The organism is Rhizobium sp. WW_1 (assembly GCF_003610155.1).
In the GTDB taxonomy this organism is placed as follows: domain Bacteria; phylum Pseudomonadota; class Alphaproteobacteria; order Rhizobiales; family Rhizobiaceae; genus Rhizobium; species Rhizobium tropici_A.
The window spans coordinates 81,795-99,845 of the sequence record NZ_RAIN01000015.1; the positions used below are offsets into that span (position 1 = coordinate 81,795).

General features: G+C 57.0%; 11 protein-coding genes, 1 tRNA gene and 1 pseudogene. 7 read left to right on the forward strand and 6 right to left on the reverse strand.

The window, feature by feature from the left end:
• Positions 1-146 precede the first annotated feature (146 nt).
• The 3 genes from BJ928_RS30205 to BJ928_RS30215 form a co-directional block, all read right to left on the reverse strand.
• Positions 147-464 carry a hypothetical protein gene (locus BJ928_RS30205; RefSeq protein ID WP_047634699.1) on the reverse strand — a complete coding sequence of 106 codons (318 nt, stop codon included), beginning with the start codon at positions 462-464 and terminating at the stop codon, positions 147-149.
• Positions 465-673: 209 nt separating this feature from the next.
• On the reverse strand, positions 674-1,780 hold the full coding sequence (locus BJ928_RS30210; RefSeq protein ID WP_047634696.1) for a porin: 1,107 nt from the start codon (positions 1,778-1,780) through the stop codon (positions 674-676).
• An 872-nt stretch (positions 1,781-2,652) separates the two neighbouring features.
• The gene (locus tag BJ928_RS30215; protein WP_047634693.1) at positions 2,653-3,105 is read right to left on the reverse strand and encodes an acetyltransferase; all 453 of its coding nucleotides are present in this window, start codon (positions 3,103-3,105) and stop codon (positions 2,653-2,655) included.
• A 350-nt stretch (positions 3,106-3,455) separates the two neighbouring features.
• Here BJ928_RS30215 and BJ928_RS30220 point away from each other — a divergent pair.
• A tRNA-Cys gene (locus BJ928_RS30220) sits at positions 3,456-3,529 on the forward strand.
• Positions 3,530-4,250: 721 nt separating this feature from the next.
• Positions 4,251-5,437: pseudogene (locus BJ928_RS30225) on the forward strand (IS3 family transposase).
• Between the two features lie 464 nt (positions 5,438-5,901).
• Here BJ928_RS30225 and BJ928_RS30230 read toward each other — a convergent pair.
• Positions 5,902-6,891, reverse strand: coding sequence for a class I SAM-dependent methyltransferase (locus BJ928_RS30230; protein WP_047634689.1), 990 nt, complete (start codon positions 6,889-6,891; stop codon positions 5,902-5,904).
• Positions 6,892-8,162: 1,271 nt separating this feature from the next.
• Positions 8,163-8,603: a Rap1a/Tai family immunity protein gene (locus BJ928_RS30235; protein WP_047634687.1), complete on the reverse strand. Its 441-nt coding sequence runs from the start codon at positions 8,601-8,603 to the stop codon at positions 8,163-8,165.
• Between the two features lie 450 nt (positions 8,604-9,053).
• Between BJ928_RS30235 and BJ928_RS30240 the strand changes: the two genes are divergently transcribed.
• The 5 genes from BJ928_RS30240 (at position 9,054) to exoR (ending at position 17,063) form a co-directional block, all read left to right on the forward strand.
• Positions 9,054-9,704, forward strand: a complete 651-nt coding sequence (locus tag BJ928_RS30240) for a protein-L-isoaspartate O-methyltransferase (protein WP_047634682.1) — start codon at positions 9,054-9,056, stop codon at positions 9,702-9,704.
• Between the two features lie 247 nt (positions 9,705-9,951).
• Entirely contained in the window at positions 9,952-10,839 is an 888-nt protein-coding gene (locus tag BJ928_RS30245; protein WP_047634812.1) for a DUF2497 domain-containing protein, read from the forward strand.
• Positions 10,840-10,961: 122 nt separating this feature from the next.
• A complete protein-coding gene (locus BJ928_RS30250) occupies positions 10,962-13,805 on the forward strand; it encodes a valine--tRNA ligase (RefSeq protein ID WP_047634681.1) in 2,844 nt (947 codons plus the stop codon).
• Positions 13,806-14,315: 510 nt separating this feature from the next.
• A complete protein-coding gene (locus tag BJ928_RS30255; protein ID WP_047634680.1) occupies positions 14,316-15,575 on the forward strand; it encodes an OmpP1/FadL family transporter in 1,260 nt (419 codons plus the stop codon).
• A gap of 684 nt (positions 15,576-16,259) precedes the next feature.
• Positions 16,260-17,063, forward strand: a complete 804-nt coding sequence (gene exoR / locus BJ928_RS30260; RefSeq protein ID WP_047634811.1) for an exopolysaccharide production regulator ExoR — start codon at positions 16,260-16,262, stop codon at positions 17,061-17,063.
• A 165-nt stretch (positions 17,064-17,228) separates the two neighbouring features.
• Here exoR and xth read toward each other — a convergent pair whose 3' ends face one another.
• Entirely contained in the window at positions 17,229-18,020 is a 792-nt protein-coding gene (gene xth / locus BJ928_RS30265) for an exodeoxyribonuclease III (protein ID WP_047634677.1), read from the reverse strand.
• Between the last annotated feature and the right edge of the window lie 31 nt (positions 18,021-18,051).

Consider the following 18,051-nt stretch of genomic DNA (forward strand, 5'->3'; position numbering starts at 1 on the left):
AGCATCTCCGGAACTGGCGCAAGTTCCGCGTTAAGATGACACGGCCGCTGTCGAGATCCTCGGCAGCGGCCGTGTCATTTCAGGGAGCCCTGCAGTGATCGACCGACCTTTATACGTGCAGGGCGTCGGTGGGGATAATACGGGCCTTACGGCCGAATCTCGAACGTTACGCCGCCATGGTGCCGATGGTGATAGCGACGGTCGTCCCGCCATCTGTCATCCCAATGGCGCCGTTCCCAGCGATGTTCACGCCAGTAGCGATGATCGCGGTCGCGATCGCGCCAATAGGCCCTGCCGTCATCGTTCGGATATCGGCGCGTTCCGTGCTCCTGCACCAGGATGATATTGGAAACAGACGATGATGGCGAACTGCCAAGCGTCGCGGATGTTGCGGGCAGGGTAGCGCACAGCACGGCGCCGACCGCCAGCGCGGCGCTCAGGGCGAATGAAGCGAAGTGTTTCAAGGTGGTAACTCCTATAATCAGTCACGTCCCTTTTCATCGATAACGCCACGGCACCCACTAGGTTCCCCCTTTCGTTGATTGGGGAGCCTTGTAGCGTGTGCGCTGATCGCAGCAGAACTGATAATTTTAGGAGCAATAACCAAAAAAAGGGGGCCGGCAGGGAAAGCCGGCCCCCTTCCTTCTCTGATCGGAGGTCAAATCTGATCAGGTTAGAAGTTGCGTTCGAAGCGCAGGATGCCCGAAACGGTGTCGTCATGGGCATAGTCATAGTGAACGTAGGTCAGTTCCGGCCAGATCAGGAGGTTCTTGACCGGTCTGAACTTGATGTTCGTCGTAGCTTCGAACATCTTCGAGTCGGTGTAGGCGAGCTGGAGGTTCCACTTCAGCTTGTCATTGACCGGAACGCCGACGCCGCCCCAAAGAGCCCAGTCACCCCAGCCGCACTTCGCTGCATTGACGGTACCGTTCGGTGCCGTGCAAGCGGAGACGTCCTGGTTGGTGCCTGCATACTTGTTGAGCTTGTCGCCGTCGGTGTTCCAGCCGCCCATCAAGAAGGCCGAGAATGCGCCGAAGTCGGCATCAACGCGAGCCTTGATGGCGCCTTCTTCCACGATCGAGTCGTAACCGCCGACGACCTTGAAGCCCCATGCGCCGGACTTGAAGCCAGCACCGGCAACAACGTCAGGAGCGTAGTGGTTGGTCTTGTCGTCCGTCCACCAGCTTGCGCCGTAGGATGCCGAGCCGGTCGTGGCGGAGTTGGAATCTTCGAGCGAGATAACAGCCGAGAAGCCGTTGCCGCCGTCATATTCGTAGGTCAACTGGTTGAGTTCGTACGGGCCGTCATAGATCACGTCGTCGTTGATGACGTCGCCGGCGTAGCCCATGTACAGGTTGTACTGCGAGTCTTTCTTACCAACGGTGAAGCCGCCGAGGCTGATGTAGGACCACAGCAGGTTGGTCGAGGTCGAGCCGCCGTCGTTCCAGTCCCAACGAACGATGGTTTCGGTCTTCAGCGGACCGTATTCAGTGTCGGTCGCGGTGTCGACGTTCAGCTCAGCACGAGTGTGCCACAGCGTACCCTGATGGCTGTCGCGGTTGTAAGCGTTGTACCACTCACCTTCCGTACGAACCTTGCCGCCGATCTTGAGGCAGGTTTCGGTGCCCGGGATGAAGAAGTAGCCAGCGCCGTATGCGTCGCAGATGCGAACGTATTCCAGCGGCTCCGGCTCAGCTGCTACAATAGCGTCAGCCGCGTGAGCACCGGAAACTGCTGCAAGCGCAGCAGCGGAGCCGAGAAGAAGGCTCTTGATGTTCATAATAACTCCAATCTTTCTTGATTGGGCATGAGATATCGCGCCGAAAAACGACGTGCCCAACCCCATCCCGTTCATGTTCCCTATCAGTAGGTGCGAAGTAGTAAGCTCCGCGAACTATTTCCTGAACCTGCTGCAGTGATTTGGCAAGATACTAAGGGTATGGAACTATATGCGCACTACTTGAAAACCGGCGTTGTTGCAAAAATGACGCAATTCGCAGGAAGCTATCGATCGCAGCTTTTTTTGATCCTATGTGGGTAAATTTTGTGCTGAGAGCCCAGAAAGCGTTGATGTTTCCGTATGTTGAAGGGTAGCAGTCGGATGCTGCGCTAGGCGAATTGAGGCGAGGGCGTGCGGCGCCATGATGGCCGCATGATGGCGGCATGATGATGGTTATCCAGCGTAACAATTCGGCGGATCGATGCCGCGATATGGATGGCGGCGTCCGGAACCGTGATTCTGAGTCGGGTGCATCGAACCGTTTCCCCGACAATGAAAGCGGCAGCGGATGTGCATCTCTCTGTAGACGGAGAGGATAGGTGGCTATTTCGCGATCATATCGGGTCGTGATGCTGTGCCCAGGATCTCTTGTCATGGTGCGTCCGACGACATTACTGGGGGCGTAGTCTCGTCGGACGCGGCACTGTCCGGTCTGTGGGTGGCGTACAAACCGGTGGTACTAATTTTAGCGTGTACCGTAGCTTTCTATAAGCTACCTGAATGGGCTGGCAGCCAAAGCGGCTCCTGATCAGGCCGGACTGCTCTGCCTTCAATGGCATCTCTGCTCGGATTTTATCGGTAGCCGGACGTCCATAGCGTTCGTCGGCAGATCATGGTGGCGCGCCAATATCGCGCGCTGCCGACGCTGTGCTTCACGGAGTGGCTGCCGTTCGCCATGTCAGATGAAGGATGGGGTAGGGGCGGCCCTGATCGTCGACATCGGAACGCCCCGTCACGACAAAGCCGAGCCGTTCATAAAAGCCGACAGCGGTGGTGTTCTGCTCGTTAACATCGACGGTGACGGCATTCTTCCCCGCGCGAAAACTGTCGAGCAGCAGCCGGCCCAAGCCCATGCCTCTGCTGTCGGCATGTATGAAGAGCGAATCGACATGGTCGCCGGTCGCTCCCAGGAAGCCATGCGGCAGGTCGTCGTCATCAACCGCGACAGTGAATTCGGCGTTCGGCAGATAATCGTCGAGGACCATCCTTGAAATCGCTTTGAGGTCCGAGGCACTAAGAAAACGATGCGTGGCTTCGACCGAGGTCCGCCAGATCTCGTAATTGCGCGCGATGTCATCGGGCTTTGCTGATCGCAGCTGAAACATGTCTGGCTCACAATATACCGTTCTGAATTTCAGCTCGGCTGTTTAATGCTCCAAGAGTGCTGGGTAAAGGCTGTGGGCGTTGGAGCCGCGCAACTTTGCCCTGTGCCACACTGGCGGATCGACATATCCCCATCTGCACCGTCGCTCTGCAATCGCATCGGAAGCCCCTCATAGGGTTTGCGAGACCCCGTGTGCCGCATGCGCAATCGTCTACTTGGCAGTCTCCAACACGACGGTGTGGGCAAATCTCTCTTCAGAATGAAAAAAGGAGAGAATCCGGAATAAGCCTCTTGCGGTTTTCTTTGGATCATTCTAAATCCGCGCCACCACAACGCAAATTGCTTTCGGATGGCCTCGTGGCGGAGTGGTTACGCAGAGGACTGCAAATCCTTGCACCCCGGTTCGATTCCGGGCGAGGCCTCCAAATCCTTTCTTAAGGAATATCAATTGCTTATGTGGCGTAGTGGCCGGTGAAAAATGCCGATCCCGTGTTGCATCTCGTTGTATTCTACCTTTCTTGATTTTCAGGCATTTCCAAGAGGCTGCGGCGAGTCCATGCGACATGCTGTGGGTCACAGAGCTATGATTTGGAGAGATGTTTCTCTGAGTGGACATATATTCTGGTGAGAATTTGAGGGGGCAAAGAGATTCCCGTAGGTCAATGTTAGTTGTCGGTCTCGCCTGGGAGAGCACCTGTCAGACTGGCCACATTTGCCGGATCACGTTGCTGCGGAACGTATCTAGCGCGGGTCGCGCAGGAGATAATACATGTGCATGATCCGGCGGAGCTGTGGCTACGATGGGACTTTCTTGAAAAGGAATTGCCTCGTGATCGAGGGAGGGATTTGCGGTTGGGTCAAATACGGGAAGCCTTGCTTCGCGCAAAGCGCTCAGTGAAGCTGCAGAAAGCTCAATGTGAAGGGTGGCCCTGTGTGGGACGAAAGGATACCAAAGCCATCGGAAACTTCGTGATGTTGCACGCAAAATATCTTGTCTACATCACGTAAAGAACCGATCGCCTGCGGGCGAAGTTCAGTAGCGTAGATGTTTGCTTCATTACGAAGTAAACGATGCCTTGGGGGTGAACTGCCACTGAGAATTTCCTCCGGAATAGCTTAGAGTCCGGCCCATTAAAGGACGGACGCATGAAGAAGCAGCGATTTACGGAAGAGCAGATCATTGCGGTGTTGAAGGAGCAGGAATCTGGCGCGAAGGCGTCGGACCTCTCCTGCAAGCACGGAATTTCAGAAGCAACGCTTTATAACTGGAAAGCCAAATACGAGGGTATGGAGGTGTCCGAGGCGAAACGCCTGAAGGCGCTCGAAGAGGAGAACGCCAAGCTGAAGAAGCTGCTGGCCGAGCAGATGCTCGATGCTGCTGTACTCCGCGAGCTTCTTGCAAAAAATGGTAGGACCTGCCGCCAAGCGTGAAGCCGTGACGCATCTGAAGGCCGTCATGGGTTTTCGGAGCGTCGGGCCTGCCTGGTCATATCTGCCGACCGCAAGACGATCCGTTATCGGCGCAGTCGACCGCCGGAGCTAGAACTGCGGGCGAAGCTGCGTGACCTCGCCAACGAGCGATGGCGCTTCGGCTATCGGCGACTGTTCATCTTGCTCCGGTAAGATGGAGAACCGTCCGGGGTCAATCGCATCTACCGGCTCTATCGGGAGGAAGGACTTCCGTTCGGAAGCGGAAAGCCAGACGGCATGCCGTCGGCATGAGTGCGCCGATCCTGGTCGAAGCGAAGGCCAATGCCCGGTGGTCGCTGGATTTCGTCCACGACCAGTTCGCCTGCGGAAGGAGGTTTTACGTGCTCAACATCGTCGATGATGTGACGCGTGAATGCCTGGCAGCAATCCCGGACACCTCAATCTCCGGCCGCCGTGTCACACGGGAGCTGACGACGCTGATCGAACGACGCGGCAAGCCCGGAATGATTGTCTCCGATAACGGCACGGAACTCACCTCGAATGCCATCCTTGCCTGGTCGAAGGATCACAAGGTCGAGTGGCGTTACATCGCGCCGGGAAAGCCCACGCAAAACGGCTATGTCGAGAGCTTCAACGGACGAATGCGTGACGAACTGCTCAACGAAAGCCTGTTCTTCGGCCCCGATCATGCCCGAAGCGCCATCGCTGAATGGGCAGAGGATTATAATCATTTCCGGCCGCACTCATCGCTCGGTTATCAGACCCCGGTAAGCTATGCCGGGATCATCGCCGCAACCGGCTCCAACGCTGTGCAAGATGAAAGCTTCGTGTTTCCGCCGGTTGCTACCACCGCGCCAATTGGCGCATTCGAAACCGCCGAGGCTCTAATCGCCGTTGGATGAAAGTTCAGTGGCAAGTCAGCAGAACCATGACAAGGTTGAACCAGCTTTACCCGAGTGGCGGCGCATCAGGATCCTTGGTGCTGGTGCAGGTGGTCTGCTGTTGCTCTTGGGAGTATCGGTTGGCGCCGTCATCACCCGGGCAAGCGATACGGCCTCATGGATCGTTCGGCATTGGCTCAAGATTTAGCTTAGTGGCATGCCCTCGCGGCACAATCGCTCCGCGTTGCGCGCAGCCAGCTGTTTCTCGTCCGGAAAGTGATCCCAGCACCGAAAGCTATTCTGTCCCTTGATCGACTGATAGCCGAGCGAGCCCCAAACCGCGCAAACGGGATGCTCGTAGCGGTGCTCGGGCAAAATCGATTATGCCCGAGCTTCGGCAGGCGATGGTTATTAGCCAAGCCAAATTCAAGTTGCTCTTGGGTAGTAGCTACTAAAATCTGACTCCCCGACTTTGTCAGCAGGGCCTACACCAACGACGGTAATCTGACGGCTCTATCCGGGCTAATAAGGTCAAATTCACATGCGACCTCATGCGGTCGGAGCGTGGCAAACATGATGGTTGGCTTGATGACGCCTGCTTTTATCAGGTCCGTATTCAGATCCTCAAGCAAATCAATAAGCGCCAGGTCCTTGCTATCATCAGGCGAGAAGTTTGGGCCATACATTCGATCAACAAAAATGTCGGGCAGGTTGCCGTATCCAACGAAGCGCTCAAAGAAAAGCGTGTTGATCAAAATAGGCATTATATCCTGTGCTCGAATCCCCTCAAAAGTGCCGTTGGCACAATTAAAATTCACGAACTGATCGTTCCGAACTCGGTTTATGCAGTCGAATTTCTTCTCCGAAGGCAGCGTATCCCAGATTCTTCGGACATATTTTTCTGCTTCAGGCCAACGCATGTGACCATTGCGTCCGATCATATCGGAGGTGATCAAAGCTCCTCTCGGATGGAGAGATTTTTTCATCCAAGCGAAAATGGCTTCCAGCTCAACAAAATGATGGAGGCAGTGGTTTGCGAGAATAAAGTGATGTCCGGAAAGCGGAATGTTGCGATTCACATCACATTTGACAAACTCGAAACATTCCAGCAACTGAGCCTGTTTTACTTGCTTTCTCCCCTGCTCCAGCATGGCAGGGGAAATGTCAGTGCATATCATTCTACATTTGACGCCGGCAGTCCTCAGGCGCTCAGTAACGTCAATTTCTAGGCTGCATTCCCCGCTCCCCAAACTGACAATTCTAATTTCCTTGAATCCCTCAGCTTTCGAGATGCGTATAATCTCGTTCGCAAACACTTGCTCAATTATAGGAGTGCCGAACATTGCTATGAGTCTGGGGGAAAGGTATCTCGACGCCCAATACGTAAAAATTGAAGGTATTGAGGCCGATGGCCGTTCACCGTTGTATATGGCCTGTTCGCGTGCAACAAGCGCTTCGTAGTTATCGGTTCCCATTAATTATCCCTTCCCCAAAGGGTTATGTTCCATCCCAAGTTTCACTCACACTGATCCTGGTAATTTTGAATCAGAAGAATAATATGCCACGCTAAATTGCTTTTGGCATCAACAGAACGACATGATTGTATATTGGACCTCTTGGAAGCGGCACAGCGAGCGCCTATACAAGACAGGATAATCGTATCTCGTATAACCCAGCCCGCCCAAGGCACGGCAATCTCTGCGACAACTCTCTCGTACACGCTAATCCCGGCCATAGTGGCCGGACATGCGGCGAACATCTTGCTCAACCGGATGTAACACGGGCGCGACACGTTGCCAAATTTCGTTGTAAAAACAATAGCAGGGTAAAGCCTGCAAATCCTTGCACGCCGGTTCGATTCCGGGCGAGGCCTCCATCTTTCCCCAAGCTCTTGATAACCATCTGATTTCGCTGCAGGATTTTCCAGGTGCGGCAGTTCTTCTCCCTTTAGCTTTCCGTCTCAATAACCGCGGCCATGCTTTGGCTGATCCGACCTATCGATCGAGGGCGATAAGGGCCCCGTCATCTTCGCGATAGCGCGAAGGCAACGGTCGATGCATCCGATGCAACGATCGGGCGCGACGATTTCTTGTTTGAGGTTTGAGGATGGTCGCGGCGGCTTATGATGAAGCTAGCGATCGACGGTGCCTCGTCGAATTCGGCGGTCCATAAAAGCAAAAGCGGTCCAGTCTAGGGAAAAAACTGGGCCGCCTTTTGCTGGACTAGAGGTCAATCAAATTCAGCAGCCTAATCATAAGGTATGCTTAGTAATTGTCAATGGGAATGCGATGTCGCACCTGCGCGTCGAGCATTCCGTCCTTCCGCTCGCTGGGATCTTTCCTTGAACAATTTGTTTTTGTTACGGATTCGCCCTGCTAAATCGGCGAATGAAGGTCCGGCTGGTCCGTCCGCTACGCGGAAAAACTCCGCCTCGGGGGTGGCGAGGCGGAGTGGGAGGAGGGAACCGATGTTAGGGCCGATCGAATTACGAGAATATCGATCGCCTATGCATGTAGATCATATCGCAGGTTGAGAAAATTGAGAAATTCTCCCAGGGGTGTTACCATATGGAACATAGGAGCCGTCAACAAAGTCTGCCGCGACGTGATCCGAATATAAGAGACAAGGACTGGGCGGCGGCGCGCTATTCTGCCATGGCCCGGCGCGAAACGCGCTTGTGCGAATGATTCTAGAGGGCTCTGATTGCCCCGGATCGGTTCGACCGCCGAAATGGCTGGAAGGAGGCCTATTCTTCGAGGCAGGGAAAGGCGAACTTGTAGGCGCGCGCGATCAGCGAGCTGGCGGGCCGCTCCAGCTGCCAGGAATGCTCCGCCATCCATTTGCAGGCGATCGTGGTCGCCCTTGTATTGCTGAGATCGGGCGGCAGACAGAAAGCGCCGACGAACTGCTGCAGATAGCGCTCATAACGCGACGAGTTTTTCGGCGTCTGCTTGGTGGCTCGGATCGTCAGGTTCTTCGTCCGCTGAGCTTCGTCGAGAATGCCCTGAATATAGACGGAGGCGAGCGTCCGGTCCTCTTCACACCATTCGTCGAGCTGCTTGCCTGTGACGACGTGTCCGATGATCAGGGCTGTCTCTTTCGGCTCATCCTCGCTTGACGTTTCCTCGCTCAACGCGACCTGGGGTAAGAGAAGGAGAAGCGCTGCGACGAAGAGCCAAAGCCTCATGCGGGAAACCTACATCATCGAGGAAAGGCTGGCGGCCAGAAAGACCACCAGAGGCAGCGACGTTACGACGAAAAGAACGAGAGAAACAGGCATCCCAGCCACCTTCTATCTAAATTTAATGTTAGCCCGAATGGCTTCGGGCCGGAAGGTTGATCGGTCACCACATCCAGGCGGGTCCAATGCCTTGAAGCGTGGTCTTGCGAGGTTAACATTTTACTAACGGATGCCCCGATGTGGGGCGCAGAGGATTTGCCTGGTATTGCGGATGCGGGATATGAAGGGCTCCAGTCCGCATTTGACGATGCCGATTGTTGTTCGTCGGCGACGCCTGGGCATGAATCTCGGTGGCTGTTGCCGCAATGCCTTGAAAGCGCGGCGTCAGGCGATTAAGACACCCGTAACAGAAAGTAGAGCGGGCCCGTTCGGGCACGAAGGGCGCAAGAGGATAAGATGGATTTCGAAGCAGCGCGCGTGAAGATGGTCGAGAACCAGATCCGGACGACGGATGTCACCTCCCATTCCGTGTTGAATGCGTTTTTCGCCGTACCGCGCGAAAATTTCGTGCCGGAGAAGTCGAAGCTCCTGGCCTATGTCGATTGCGATATCGAGGTTGCTCACGGGCGCTTCCTCATGGAAGCTTCGCCGCTGGCAAAGCTGCTGCAGCTCGGCGCGATCACCAAGGATGACAAGGTTCTCGATGTCGGTTGCGGCACTGGTTACGTATCTGCCGTTCTATCGCTTATCGCCGGCAAGGTCGTTGCACTTGAATCCAATGAGGAGCTTGCTGCTCGGGCGAAGGCCAATCTTGCTGCGCTTGGCTACGATAACGTGACCGTCGTTGGCGGAGATCTTGAAAAAGGTCATGCGGCAAACGCGCCCTATGACGTGATTTTCCTCAACGGCTCGATCGAGCAGCTGCCGCAGGGCCTGCTGGACCAGCTCGGCGAAGACGGACGCCTGATCACGGTCATCGGCTATGGCCACGCTGCCCGCGCGACTGTTTTCATGCGTGAACGTGGCGCCTTTTCGGAAAATGTCTTCTTCAACGCGTCGATCAAGCCGCTTCCGGGCTTTGCCAAGGCCAAGGAATTCGTCTTTTGATGTCCTGAACGGTCCAACGATCGAGCTTGCGACAGGCGCCTTGGAGCGCCTGTTTTTTATTGTCGCGGCCTGTGGCAGAATCGGGCTGCGCAGAGCGATTCGTTGTGATCGTAACAAAACTGTGCATCACCGGGTTTAGTGCTTTTCAGGTGATTTTTTTCCCGAGGACAGTCATCTAGGGTGGCCCTGATTCGGGTGCCGCCCTTGCGCGTTTCCGGTCGTTGAATATGGGAAAACGGGGATGAATATGGCTCAGCCAAATGTAGTGCGTGAACCGTCCATGGAAGAGATCCTGGCGTCGATCCGCAGGATTATCGAAAGCAACGAACCGGTAGGCGCCAAGCCAACTCCCGCAACGCATTTCGCTGGCGTCGATATGCGTGCCGACGACATTCAATTGACCGTGGATGAAGAGTTCGCTGCTGCCGATCGGGCACGCGCTGCCGAACAGGACCCACGTTTCGTCGCGGCAAATTCGCAGATGCCGGTTGCCGAGCCGGAAGGTCGCGGCCTGTCGCTGGCCGATGTCGCCGCGCGTGTGCGTGCCGCTTCCGAACGCAATACCGCCGCCTTGCTGAACGCCGGACGTGAGCCGCCGCAACCGCGCGAACTGCCTCCGGCCATGGCTGCGCGCCTTGCCGAAGTTCATGTCGCGGAGGCTCATGTCGAGCCGGTTGCCGATGTTCCGCTGCGACACGCCGTTGCCGATATCCCGGCGCCAGCCGTCTCGCCCGTCATGCAGGCCGTCGCCGAGGTCCGGATCGAGCCTGAAATGGAAGAGTTGAGGCCGATGGCGGCCGCTCAGGTGCCGCAGCCGGTGGCGCCGGTCGAAGCCCCGATTTTCCAGGCGCCGGAACCGCCGGCCGTTGCCACGGAAATGGAAGCTGCTGTGTCGCAGACTCAGGCCGTATCGGTATCGCCGCTGATGTCGGAGGCCGCCGGAGCGCAAGTTTCTCGCTCGTTTGAAGAACTTGCAGCCATCGTCGACGGCGGCCCGCGCCGCTCTCTCGATGAGCTGGCACAGGAGATGCTGCGGCCGATGCTGCAGGAGTGGCTCGACGACAACTTGCCGACGCTGGTCGAGCGTCTTGTGCGCGAAGAGATCGAACGAGTGGCACGCGGCCCGCGTCGCTGAGAGCCTGAGCTTCGGGTAGCCGATCCGCCGCTCCGGGCTTCGGGGCGGCTTTTTTATTGACTTGCCCACAGCCATCCTTATTTACAACTCGCATCACCCTATCCTCTAGTTCCGGTCCAAAAATGCTCGACAAAACATATGATTCCGCCACCGTCGAACCGAAGATCGCCCAGAAATGGGATGAGGCCGACGCTTTTCGCGCCGGTGTGAACGCCAAGCCGGGCGCCGAAACCTTCACCATCGTCATCCCGCCGCCGAACGTGACCGGTTCGCTGCACATGGGCCATGCGCTGAACAACACGCTGCAGGACATCATGGTGCGGTTCGAGCGCATGCGCGGCAAGGACGTTCTCTGGCAGCCGGGCATGGACCATGCCGGTATCGCCACGCAGATGGTCGTCGAGCGTCGTCTCGCCGAGCGCCAGCAGCCGGACCGTCACAAGATGGGCCGCGAAGCCTTCATCGAGAAGGTCTGGGAATGGAAGGACGAGTCGGGCGGGCTGATTTTCAACCAGCTCAAGCGCCTCGGTGCCTCCTGCGACTGGTCGCGCGAGCGCTTCACCATGGACGAGGGCCTGTCGAAGGCCGTTCTCGAAGTCTTCGTCACGCTCTACAAGGAAGGCCTGATCTATCGCGACAAGCGGCTGGTCAACTGGGACCCGAAGATGCTGACGGCGATTTCGGACATCGAGGTCGAGCAGCACGAGGTCAACGGCAATCTCTGGTATCTGCGCTACCCGCTGGAGCCGGGTGTCACCTATCAGCATCCGCTTGCCTTCGACGAAGAAGGCAAGCCGACGGAATGGGAAACGCGCGACTATCTCGTCGTTGCCACCACCCGTCCGGAAACCATGCTCGGTGATACCGGCGTTGCCGTTAACCCGGAAGATGAGCGTTACAAGCCGCTCGTCGGCAAGCATCTCATCCTGCCGATCGTCGGCCGCCGCATTCCGATCGTTGCCGACGAGTATCCGGACCCGACGGCTGGAACGGGCGCGGTCAAGATGACGCCGGCGCATGATTTCAACGACTTCGACGTCGGCAAGCGCCGCGGCCTGCGTGTCGTCAACGTCCTGACGCCGGAAGCGACCATCACCATCAAGGACAACGAGGATTTCCTCGAAGGTCTCGACAATCCTGCAGCCCTGCATGGAGCCTGGGACGAGCTGGAAGGCAAGGACCGCTTCGAAGCCCGCAAGATCATCGTCCGCATTTTCGAGGAAGCCGGCCTGCTCGACAAGATCGAGCCGCACAAGCACATGGTTCCGCATGGCGACCGTGGCGGCGTGCCGATCGAGCCGCGCCTGACGGAACAGTGGTATGTCGACGCCAAGACGCTCGCCGAGCCGGCGATCGCCTCGGTTCGCGAAGGCCGCACCAAGCTCGTTCCGAAGAGCTGGGACAAGACCTATTACGACTGGATGGAAAACATTCAGCCGTGGTGCGTTTCCCGCCAGCTCTGGTGGGGTCATCAGATCCCTGCCTGGTACGGGCCGGATGGTCAGGTCTTCGTCGAAAAGACCGAGGAGGAGGCGCTGCAGGCCGCGATCCAGCATTATCTTTCGCACGAAGGCCCGATGAAGGCCTATGTCGAGGACCTGCTGGAAAACTTCAAGCCGGGCGAAATCCTGACGCGCGACGAAGACGTGCTCGACACCTGGTTCTCGTCGGCGCTCTGGCCGTTCTCGACGCTCGGCTGGCCGGACGAGACGCCGGAACTGGCGCGCTACTATCCGACCAATGTGCTCGTCACCGGTTTCGACATCATCTTCTTCTGGGTCGCCCGCATGATGATGATGAGCCTTCACTTCATGAAGGACGAGAATGGCGAGTCGGTCGAGCCGTTCAACACCGTCTATGTCCACGCCCTGGTGCGCGACAAGAACGGGCAGAAGATGTCGAAGTCCAAGGGCAACGTCATCGACCCGCTCGAACTGATCGACCAGTACGGCGCCGATTCGCTGCGTTTCACGCTGGCAATCATGGCCGCGCAGGGCCGCGACGTGAAGCTCGATCCGGCGCGCATCGCCGGCTACCGCAATTTCGGCACCAAGCTCTGGAACGCCACGCGCTTTGCCGAGATGAACGGCGCCAAGAGCGATCCGCATTTCGTGCCGGAAGCGGCCGAGCTTACCGTCAACCGCTGGATTCTGACGGAGCTGGCGCGTGCCGAGCGTGACGTCACCGAGGCGCTGGAAAGCTTCCGCTTCAACGATGCGGCAAGCGCGCTCTATCGCTTCATCTGGAACCAGTTCTGCGACTGGTATCTCGAGCTCCTGAAGCCGATCTTCAGCGGCGAAGACGAGAATGCAAAGGCCGAGTCACAAGCCTGCGCCGCCTACGTCCTTGAAGAGACCTACAAGCTGCTGCATCCGTTCATGCCGTTCATGACGGAAGAGCTCTGGGCGCATACGGCGGGCGAGGGCAAGGAACGCGACGGCCTGATCTGCCATGCGGATTGGCCGGCTCCGTCCTACGCCGACAATGTCGCGGCCGATGAGATCAACTGGTTGATCGACCTCGTTTCCGGCATCCGCTCGGTCCGCTCGGAAATGAACGTGCCGCCGGCAGCGACCGCTCCGCTTGTCGTCGTCGATGCCAACAGCTTGACGCGTGAGCGCCTGTTCCGCCACGATGCCGCCATCAAGCGGCTGGCGCGTGTCGAAGCGATCTCGCTTGCCGATACCGCGCCGAAGGGTGCTGCTCAGATCGTCGTCGGCGAGGCGACCGTCTGCCTGCCGCTCGGCAGCCTTATCGATCTGTCCGCCGAGAAAGCGCGTCTTGAAAAGGCGATCGCCAAGAACGAACAGGAAATGGCGCGCATCAATGGCAAGCTTTCGAACGAGAAGTTCGTTGCCAATGCGAATCCCGACGTGGTCGCCGCCGAGCGCGAGCGCCTCGGCGAACTCGAGGGGCAGCAGACAAGCCTCAAGGTCGCGTTGGACAGGGTCAGCGAAGCCGGCTGAAGCGTGCCGCGCAGGTGCCATTCAGCCGTTTGCGACACCAAAGTGGCCGAGGGTAGAGACGAAAAGCGCAAGACGCGATGCCGAGAAATCGCGATGCGCTTTGGCAAAGGGAAAATCAGATATCAGAAAGGGCACGCGGCACTCGTCGCGTGCCCTTTTGCTTGTTGCCTCGATTCTACCGGGATTGACTGGATCTAGCGCCCAGATCCGTCGCCAGTTTCGCACAGGTGAAACAGATTACACCTAAACTTGTGAGACATATTCGAAAAGCGAAACTGTTGTCATATTGTAACAGAATTGTTGCTATGAAGAATGAAAATCTATGCTGGGGCGAAAATGGTATTCGATAAGAAAAAATTACCTACTCCGATAGATTTTCGGAGGCGGAGTTCGTTTTCTTACGTAAATCAAATGCTCTCTGGCGCCGCTGGCGCCGTCGTGCGCCACATTGCTAATTCACGCGATCATCGCAACAATCGAATAAATGAATGCACCTGTGGGGGAGAAACAATGGCATTTTCTGTTGCGCTGAGGGGCGCAGTCACACTCGTCATCAGCTCATCTTTCGCGAGTGCCGCCTTTGCGGGCGGTCTTGATCGCGGCGGCTATGACATCGATCTGCTTTTCGACAAGGGTCGGTATGTTTTCGAGTCAGGCGTCACCTATGTCATGCCAGACCGCAAGTTGAAGAACGCCAAGGACACCAATCCACTCAATGGCAATCTCAATAATCGCAGCCAATCAACCGATGCGTCCGTGAATTACGCCATCCCCTATGCCGCCTTCAAGGTCGGCATAGGGGATGACATCGATTGCATGGCCGACTATTCGCAGCCCTTCGGCGCGCATTTGAACGAAGGCGTGAATTGGGCCGGCGCGAACGACGAGACCAAGGTCAAGTTGAGCACGAATAACTATTCGGCCACTTGCTCTTACAAGTTCGACATGGGCCCGGGTCAGCTGCGCCTGATCGGCGGCGGCTTCTATCAGGAAGTCAGCGGTTACAAGTCACGCCTCGTCTTCGATACTCCGGCTCCGATTTCCGCTGTCTACAACGGCATGGGCTCGCTTGATATCGACGGTCATGGCTGGGGCTGGCGCGCAGGCATCGCCTATGAAATTCCGGAATATGCCTTACGCACGAGCCTCGTCTACAATAGCCGGGTCAAATATGACAACCTTAAGGGGACTGTCGACCTGACCGAGGTGCCACCGCCGGTCCTTCCGGGCTTTGCCGGCAAGGTCACGTCCGTCTTCGGTTCGGCCGATGCGCCCGATTCGCTCGAATGGAAGGTGCAGACCGGCATCGCGCCTGATTGGCTCGCTTTCGGTTCGGTCAAGTGGACGAATTGGAGCCTTCTGCAGAGCATCGCCTTCTGCCCGACCTCGACGCGCAGCATCTCCTGCAAGGCGAACGGACCGACTGAGCTGACCTCGCTCGACTTGCTGTACAAGGACGGCTGGACCATTACCGGCGGTGTCGGACACAAGTTCAATGACAAATGGAGCGGCGCCGTCAGCCTGACCTGGGATCGCGGCACGAGCGACGGCTATGGCATGAATTCCGACACATGGAGCCTCGGCGCGGGCGTTGCCTACAAGGCAACCGAGCACGTCCAGTTCAATTTCGGCGGCGCTCTCGGTCTCATGACATCAGGCAAATCCGGATCGATCACGCGCGGCGGTGCCGTCTACGGCAACGATGTGAGCTACAGCTTCGGCAACGACTTGGTTGCCGCTCTTCAGACATCGGTGAAAGTCAGCTTCTGACGATAAGTCGTTGAGTTGAAGGGGTTTATCAACTATTCCTTCACCTTGTTTTTAACGTCGCGGGCGCGTCTGTCGCTCGCGACGTTTCTTTGCCTGATCGGGGAGAATGAGGTGAAAAAACCTACCTTCTTGCCTGATTCATGGTTAAGAAAATTTCAATGCCGGTAAAATCTTTGTGACGAATTAGCAACACTCTATTTCAACGTATTGCAGGCCCGTGATCAGATTACAATTTGTCCATTTCCCGCCACAAATGGGGAGCAGCGATTACGTGGGCACAGGGGCAAGCCTCGTAGAAAGTGCGTAAGCGGTCGATGGGTGAACTTCCACTTTGGCATAAGCAACAATTCGGGATCGGAGCCGTGATGCTTCCGGTGCGTGGGAAAAGTCGTTGTCTGTCAAGGGAAGTCGTCAGCCGGCCGATCTTTGATCTCCGTCATCGGAAGGCGAATGAGGGCGCTCCTTCGATGATGGGATGCGATAACGGCCGCACAAATGCTGGTTTGGACATAATTGCAAGCTATGCTCGCAATTGTGGCAAACAGCGTCGGTTGGATGCCGCAGGAACCGTCCACTCGAAGGGCGGTCCAGTCTCGTGCGCCATCAGGGAAAACATTCGTGAAGCTGGCGGCGTTTGCGAAAACGCCGTGGCAGATCCGAATGGAGCGAAAGAAATCGACTGTTATGTTTAAGTCCGAGTTCATATCAGCGAGAGTCATGATGCTCAGCCTGTCCCTCGCCACTGCGGTGGTGCTGGCAGGTCAAGCCCGGGCATTCGATATCAATGCCGGCGTCACCAAGGAATCAGGTCCGTTCGATCTCTTCAAGTTCGGCTTCAAGGCCTACAAGAACGGTCAGAAGGAAGAAGCGGTCGAAGCCTATCGCTACGCCGCGGAGAAGGGTCACACAGGCTCTCGTTGGGCTCTGGCCAACATGTATGCGGACGGCGACGGCGTCACGCAAAACGATTTCGAAGCTTTCAAGATCTATAGCGAGATAGCACAGCAGGGCGTGGAGCCCGGTTCGGAAGATACGGGCTTCTTCATCAACGCGCTGCTGGCGCTTGCGAGCTACTACAAGACCGGCATTCCCAATAGTCCGGTCAAGATCGACCTCAATCAGGCCCGCCAGCTCTATTTCCAGGTTGCATCGACCTTTGGCGTTCCCGAGGCGCAGTTCCAGCTGGCCCAGATGATGCTGTCCGGCGAGGGCGGCGCCATCAATGTCCAGCAGGCGAAGAAATGGCTGAATCAGGCGCGCAAGAGCGGCCATCCGGGCGCCATGGCCGTTTTCGGCAATCTCCTGTTCCAGGAAGGTCAATCCATCCGTGGCCTGGCGTTCATGACGGCTGCACTCGACAAGTGCAAGCCGAAGGACTGTAGCTGGATGGAAGACATGCAGGAGCAGGCTTTCTCGCTCGCCAACGAGAACGACCGCCGCGTCGCGGTCTCCATGGCCCATCAACTCGATGTCGCCGGCTCCGACTGATTGCCGGCTCTAACCGCGCCATGCTCGCTCAGGGCAGGCCATGCGCATGCAGCCGATCGGCCTAAAGCATGTCGCTAAAAAGTGCGCAGCGGCTTTGCGACAACGACATACGCAAAATCAAAAGCTTAAAGCGCAAGCAGCGAATCTTAGAGATCGCGGCGCACTTTAGCCCCCGAAATCGAAGTGGGCGATAACGGGCACGTGGTCGGAAGGTTTTTCCCAGGCGCGCACATGTTTCTCGATCGCCGTCGCGGTGAGTTTATCGGCCGCTTCCGGCGACAGCATCAGATGATCGATGCGGATGCCATTGTTTTTCGGCCAGGCGCCGGCCTGATAATCCCAGAATGAGTAAAGTTTGACGGCGTCCGTCGTCGCTCGCACGGCATCCGTAAAGCCGAGATGTTCGAGCTGACGGAACGCCTGGCGCGTCTGCGGCAGGAAGAGAGCATCGTTCTCCCAGACCTTCGGGTCGAAGCAGTCATGCGGTTCCGGGATGACATTGTAGTCGCCGGCGAGCACCAGAGGTTCCTCCAGAACCAGGCGATCCCTGGCGAATTTGCGCAGCCGCTCCATCCAGGCGAGCTTATAGGGATATTTTTCCGTATCGATCGGATTGCCGTTCGGCAGATAGAGGCAGCAGACACGCAGTGCGCCGTGCCCTTCGACAGAAAACACCGCTTCGATGAAACGGGCCTGCTCATCGCTATCGTCGCCGGGCAGGCCGCGTGTCACTTCATCCGGCTTGGTCTTCGAGAGAATCGCAACACCGTTGAAGCCCTTTTGCCCGTGCGTTTCGACGTGATAGCCGAGTGCTTCGATCTCCAGTCGCGGAAAGCCTTCGTCGACCGTCTTGATCTCCTGCAGGCAGACGATGTCCGGGTTCGAGTCCTTCAGCCACTGGCAGAGGTTCTCGATACGCGCTTTGACGCCGTTGATGTTCCAGGTCGCGATTTTCATGGGCGGCTCATTCCTTTGCTTCGCCCTGTTG

Coding starts and splice junctions, on each gene's coding strand:
- BJ928_RS30255 (WP_047634680.1), top strand. CDS start 14,316: ATGGCATTTTCTGTTGCGCTGAGGGGCGCAGTCACACTCGTCATCAGC.
- exoR (WP_047634811.1), top strand. CDS start 16,260: ATGTTTAAGTCCGAGTTCATATCAGCGAGAGTCATGATGCTCAGCCTG.
- xth (WP_047634677.1), bottom strand. CDS start 18,020: ATGAAAATCGCGACCTGGAACATCAACGGCGTCAAAGCGCGTATCGAG.
- BJ928_RS30240 (WP_047634682.1), top strand. CDS start 9,054: ATGGATTTCGAAGCAGCGCGCGTGAAGATGGTCGAGAACCAGATCCGG.
- BJ928_RS30250 (WP_047634681.1), top strand. CDS start 10,962: ATGCTCGACAAAACATATGATTCCGCCACCGTCGAACCGAAGATCGCC.
- BJ928_RS30245 (WP_047634812.1), top strand. CDS start 9,952: ATGGCTCAGCCAAATGTAGTGCGTGAACCGTCCATGGAAGAGATCCTG.
- BJ928_RS30230 (WP_047634689.1), bottom strand. CDS start 6,891: ATGGGAACCGATAACTACGAAGCGCTTGTTGCACGCGAACAGGCCATA.
- BJ928_RS30235 (WP_047634687.1), bottom strand. CDS start 8,603: ATGAGGCTTTGGCTCTTCGTCGCAGCGCTTCTCCTTCTCTTACCCCAG.
- BJ928_RS30210 (WP_047634696.1), bottom strand. CDS start 1,780: ATGAACATCAAGAGCCTTCTTCTCGGCTCCGCTGCTGCGCTTGCAGCA.
- BJ928_RS30215 (WP_047634693.1), bottom strand. CDS start 3,105: ATGTTTCAGCTGCGATCAGCAAAGCCCGATGACATCGCGCGCAATTAC.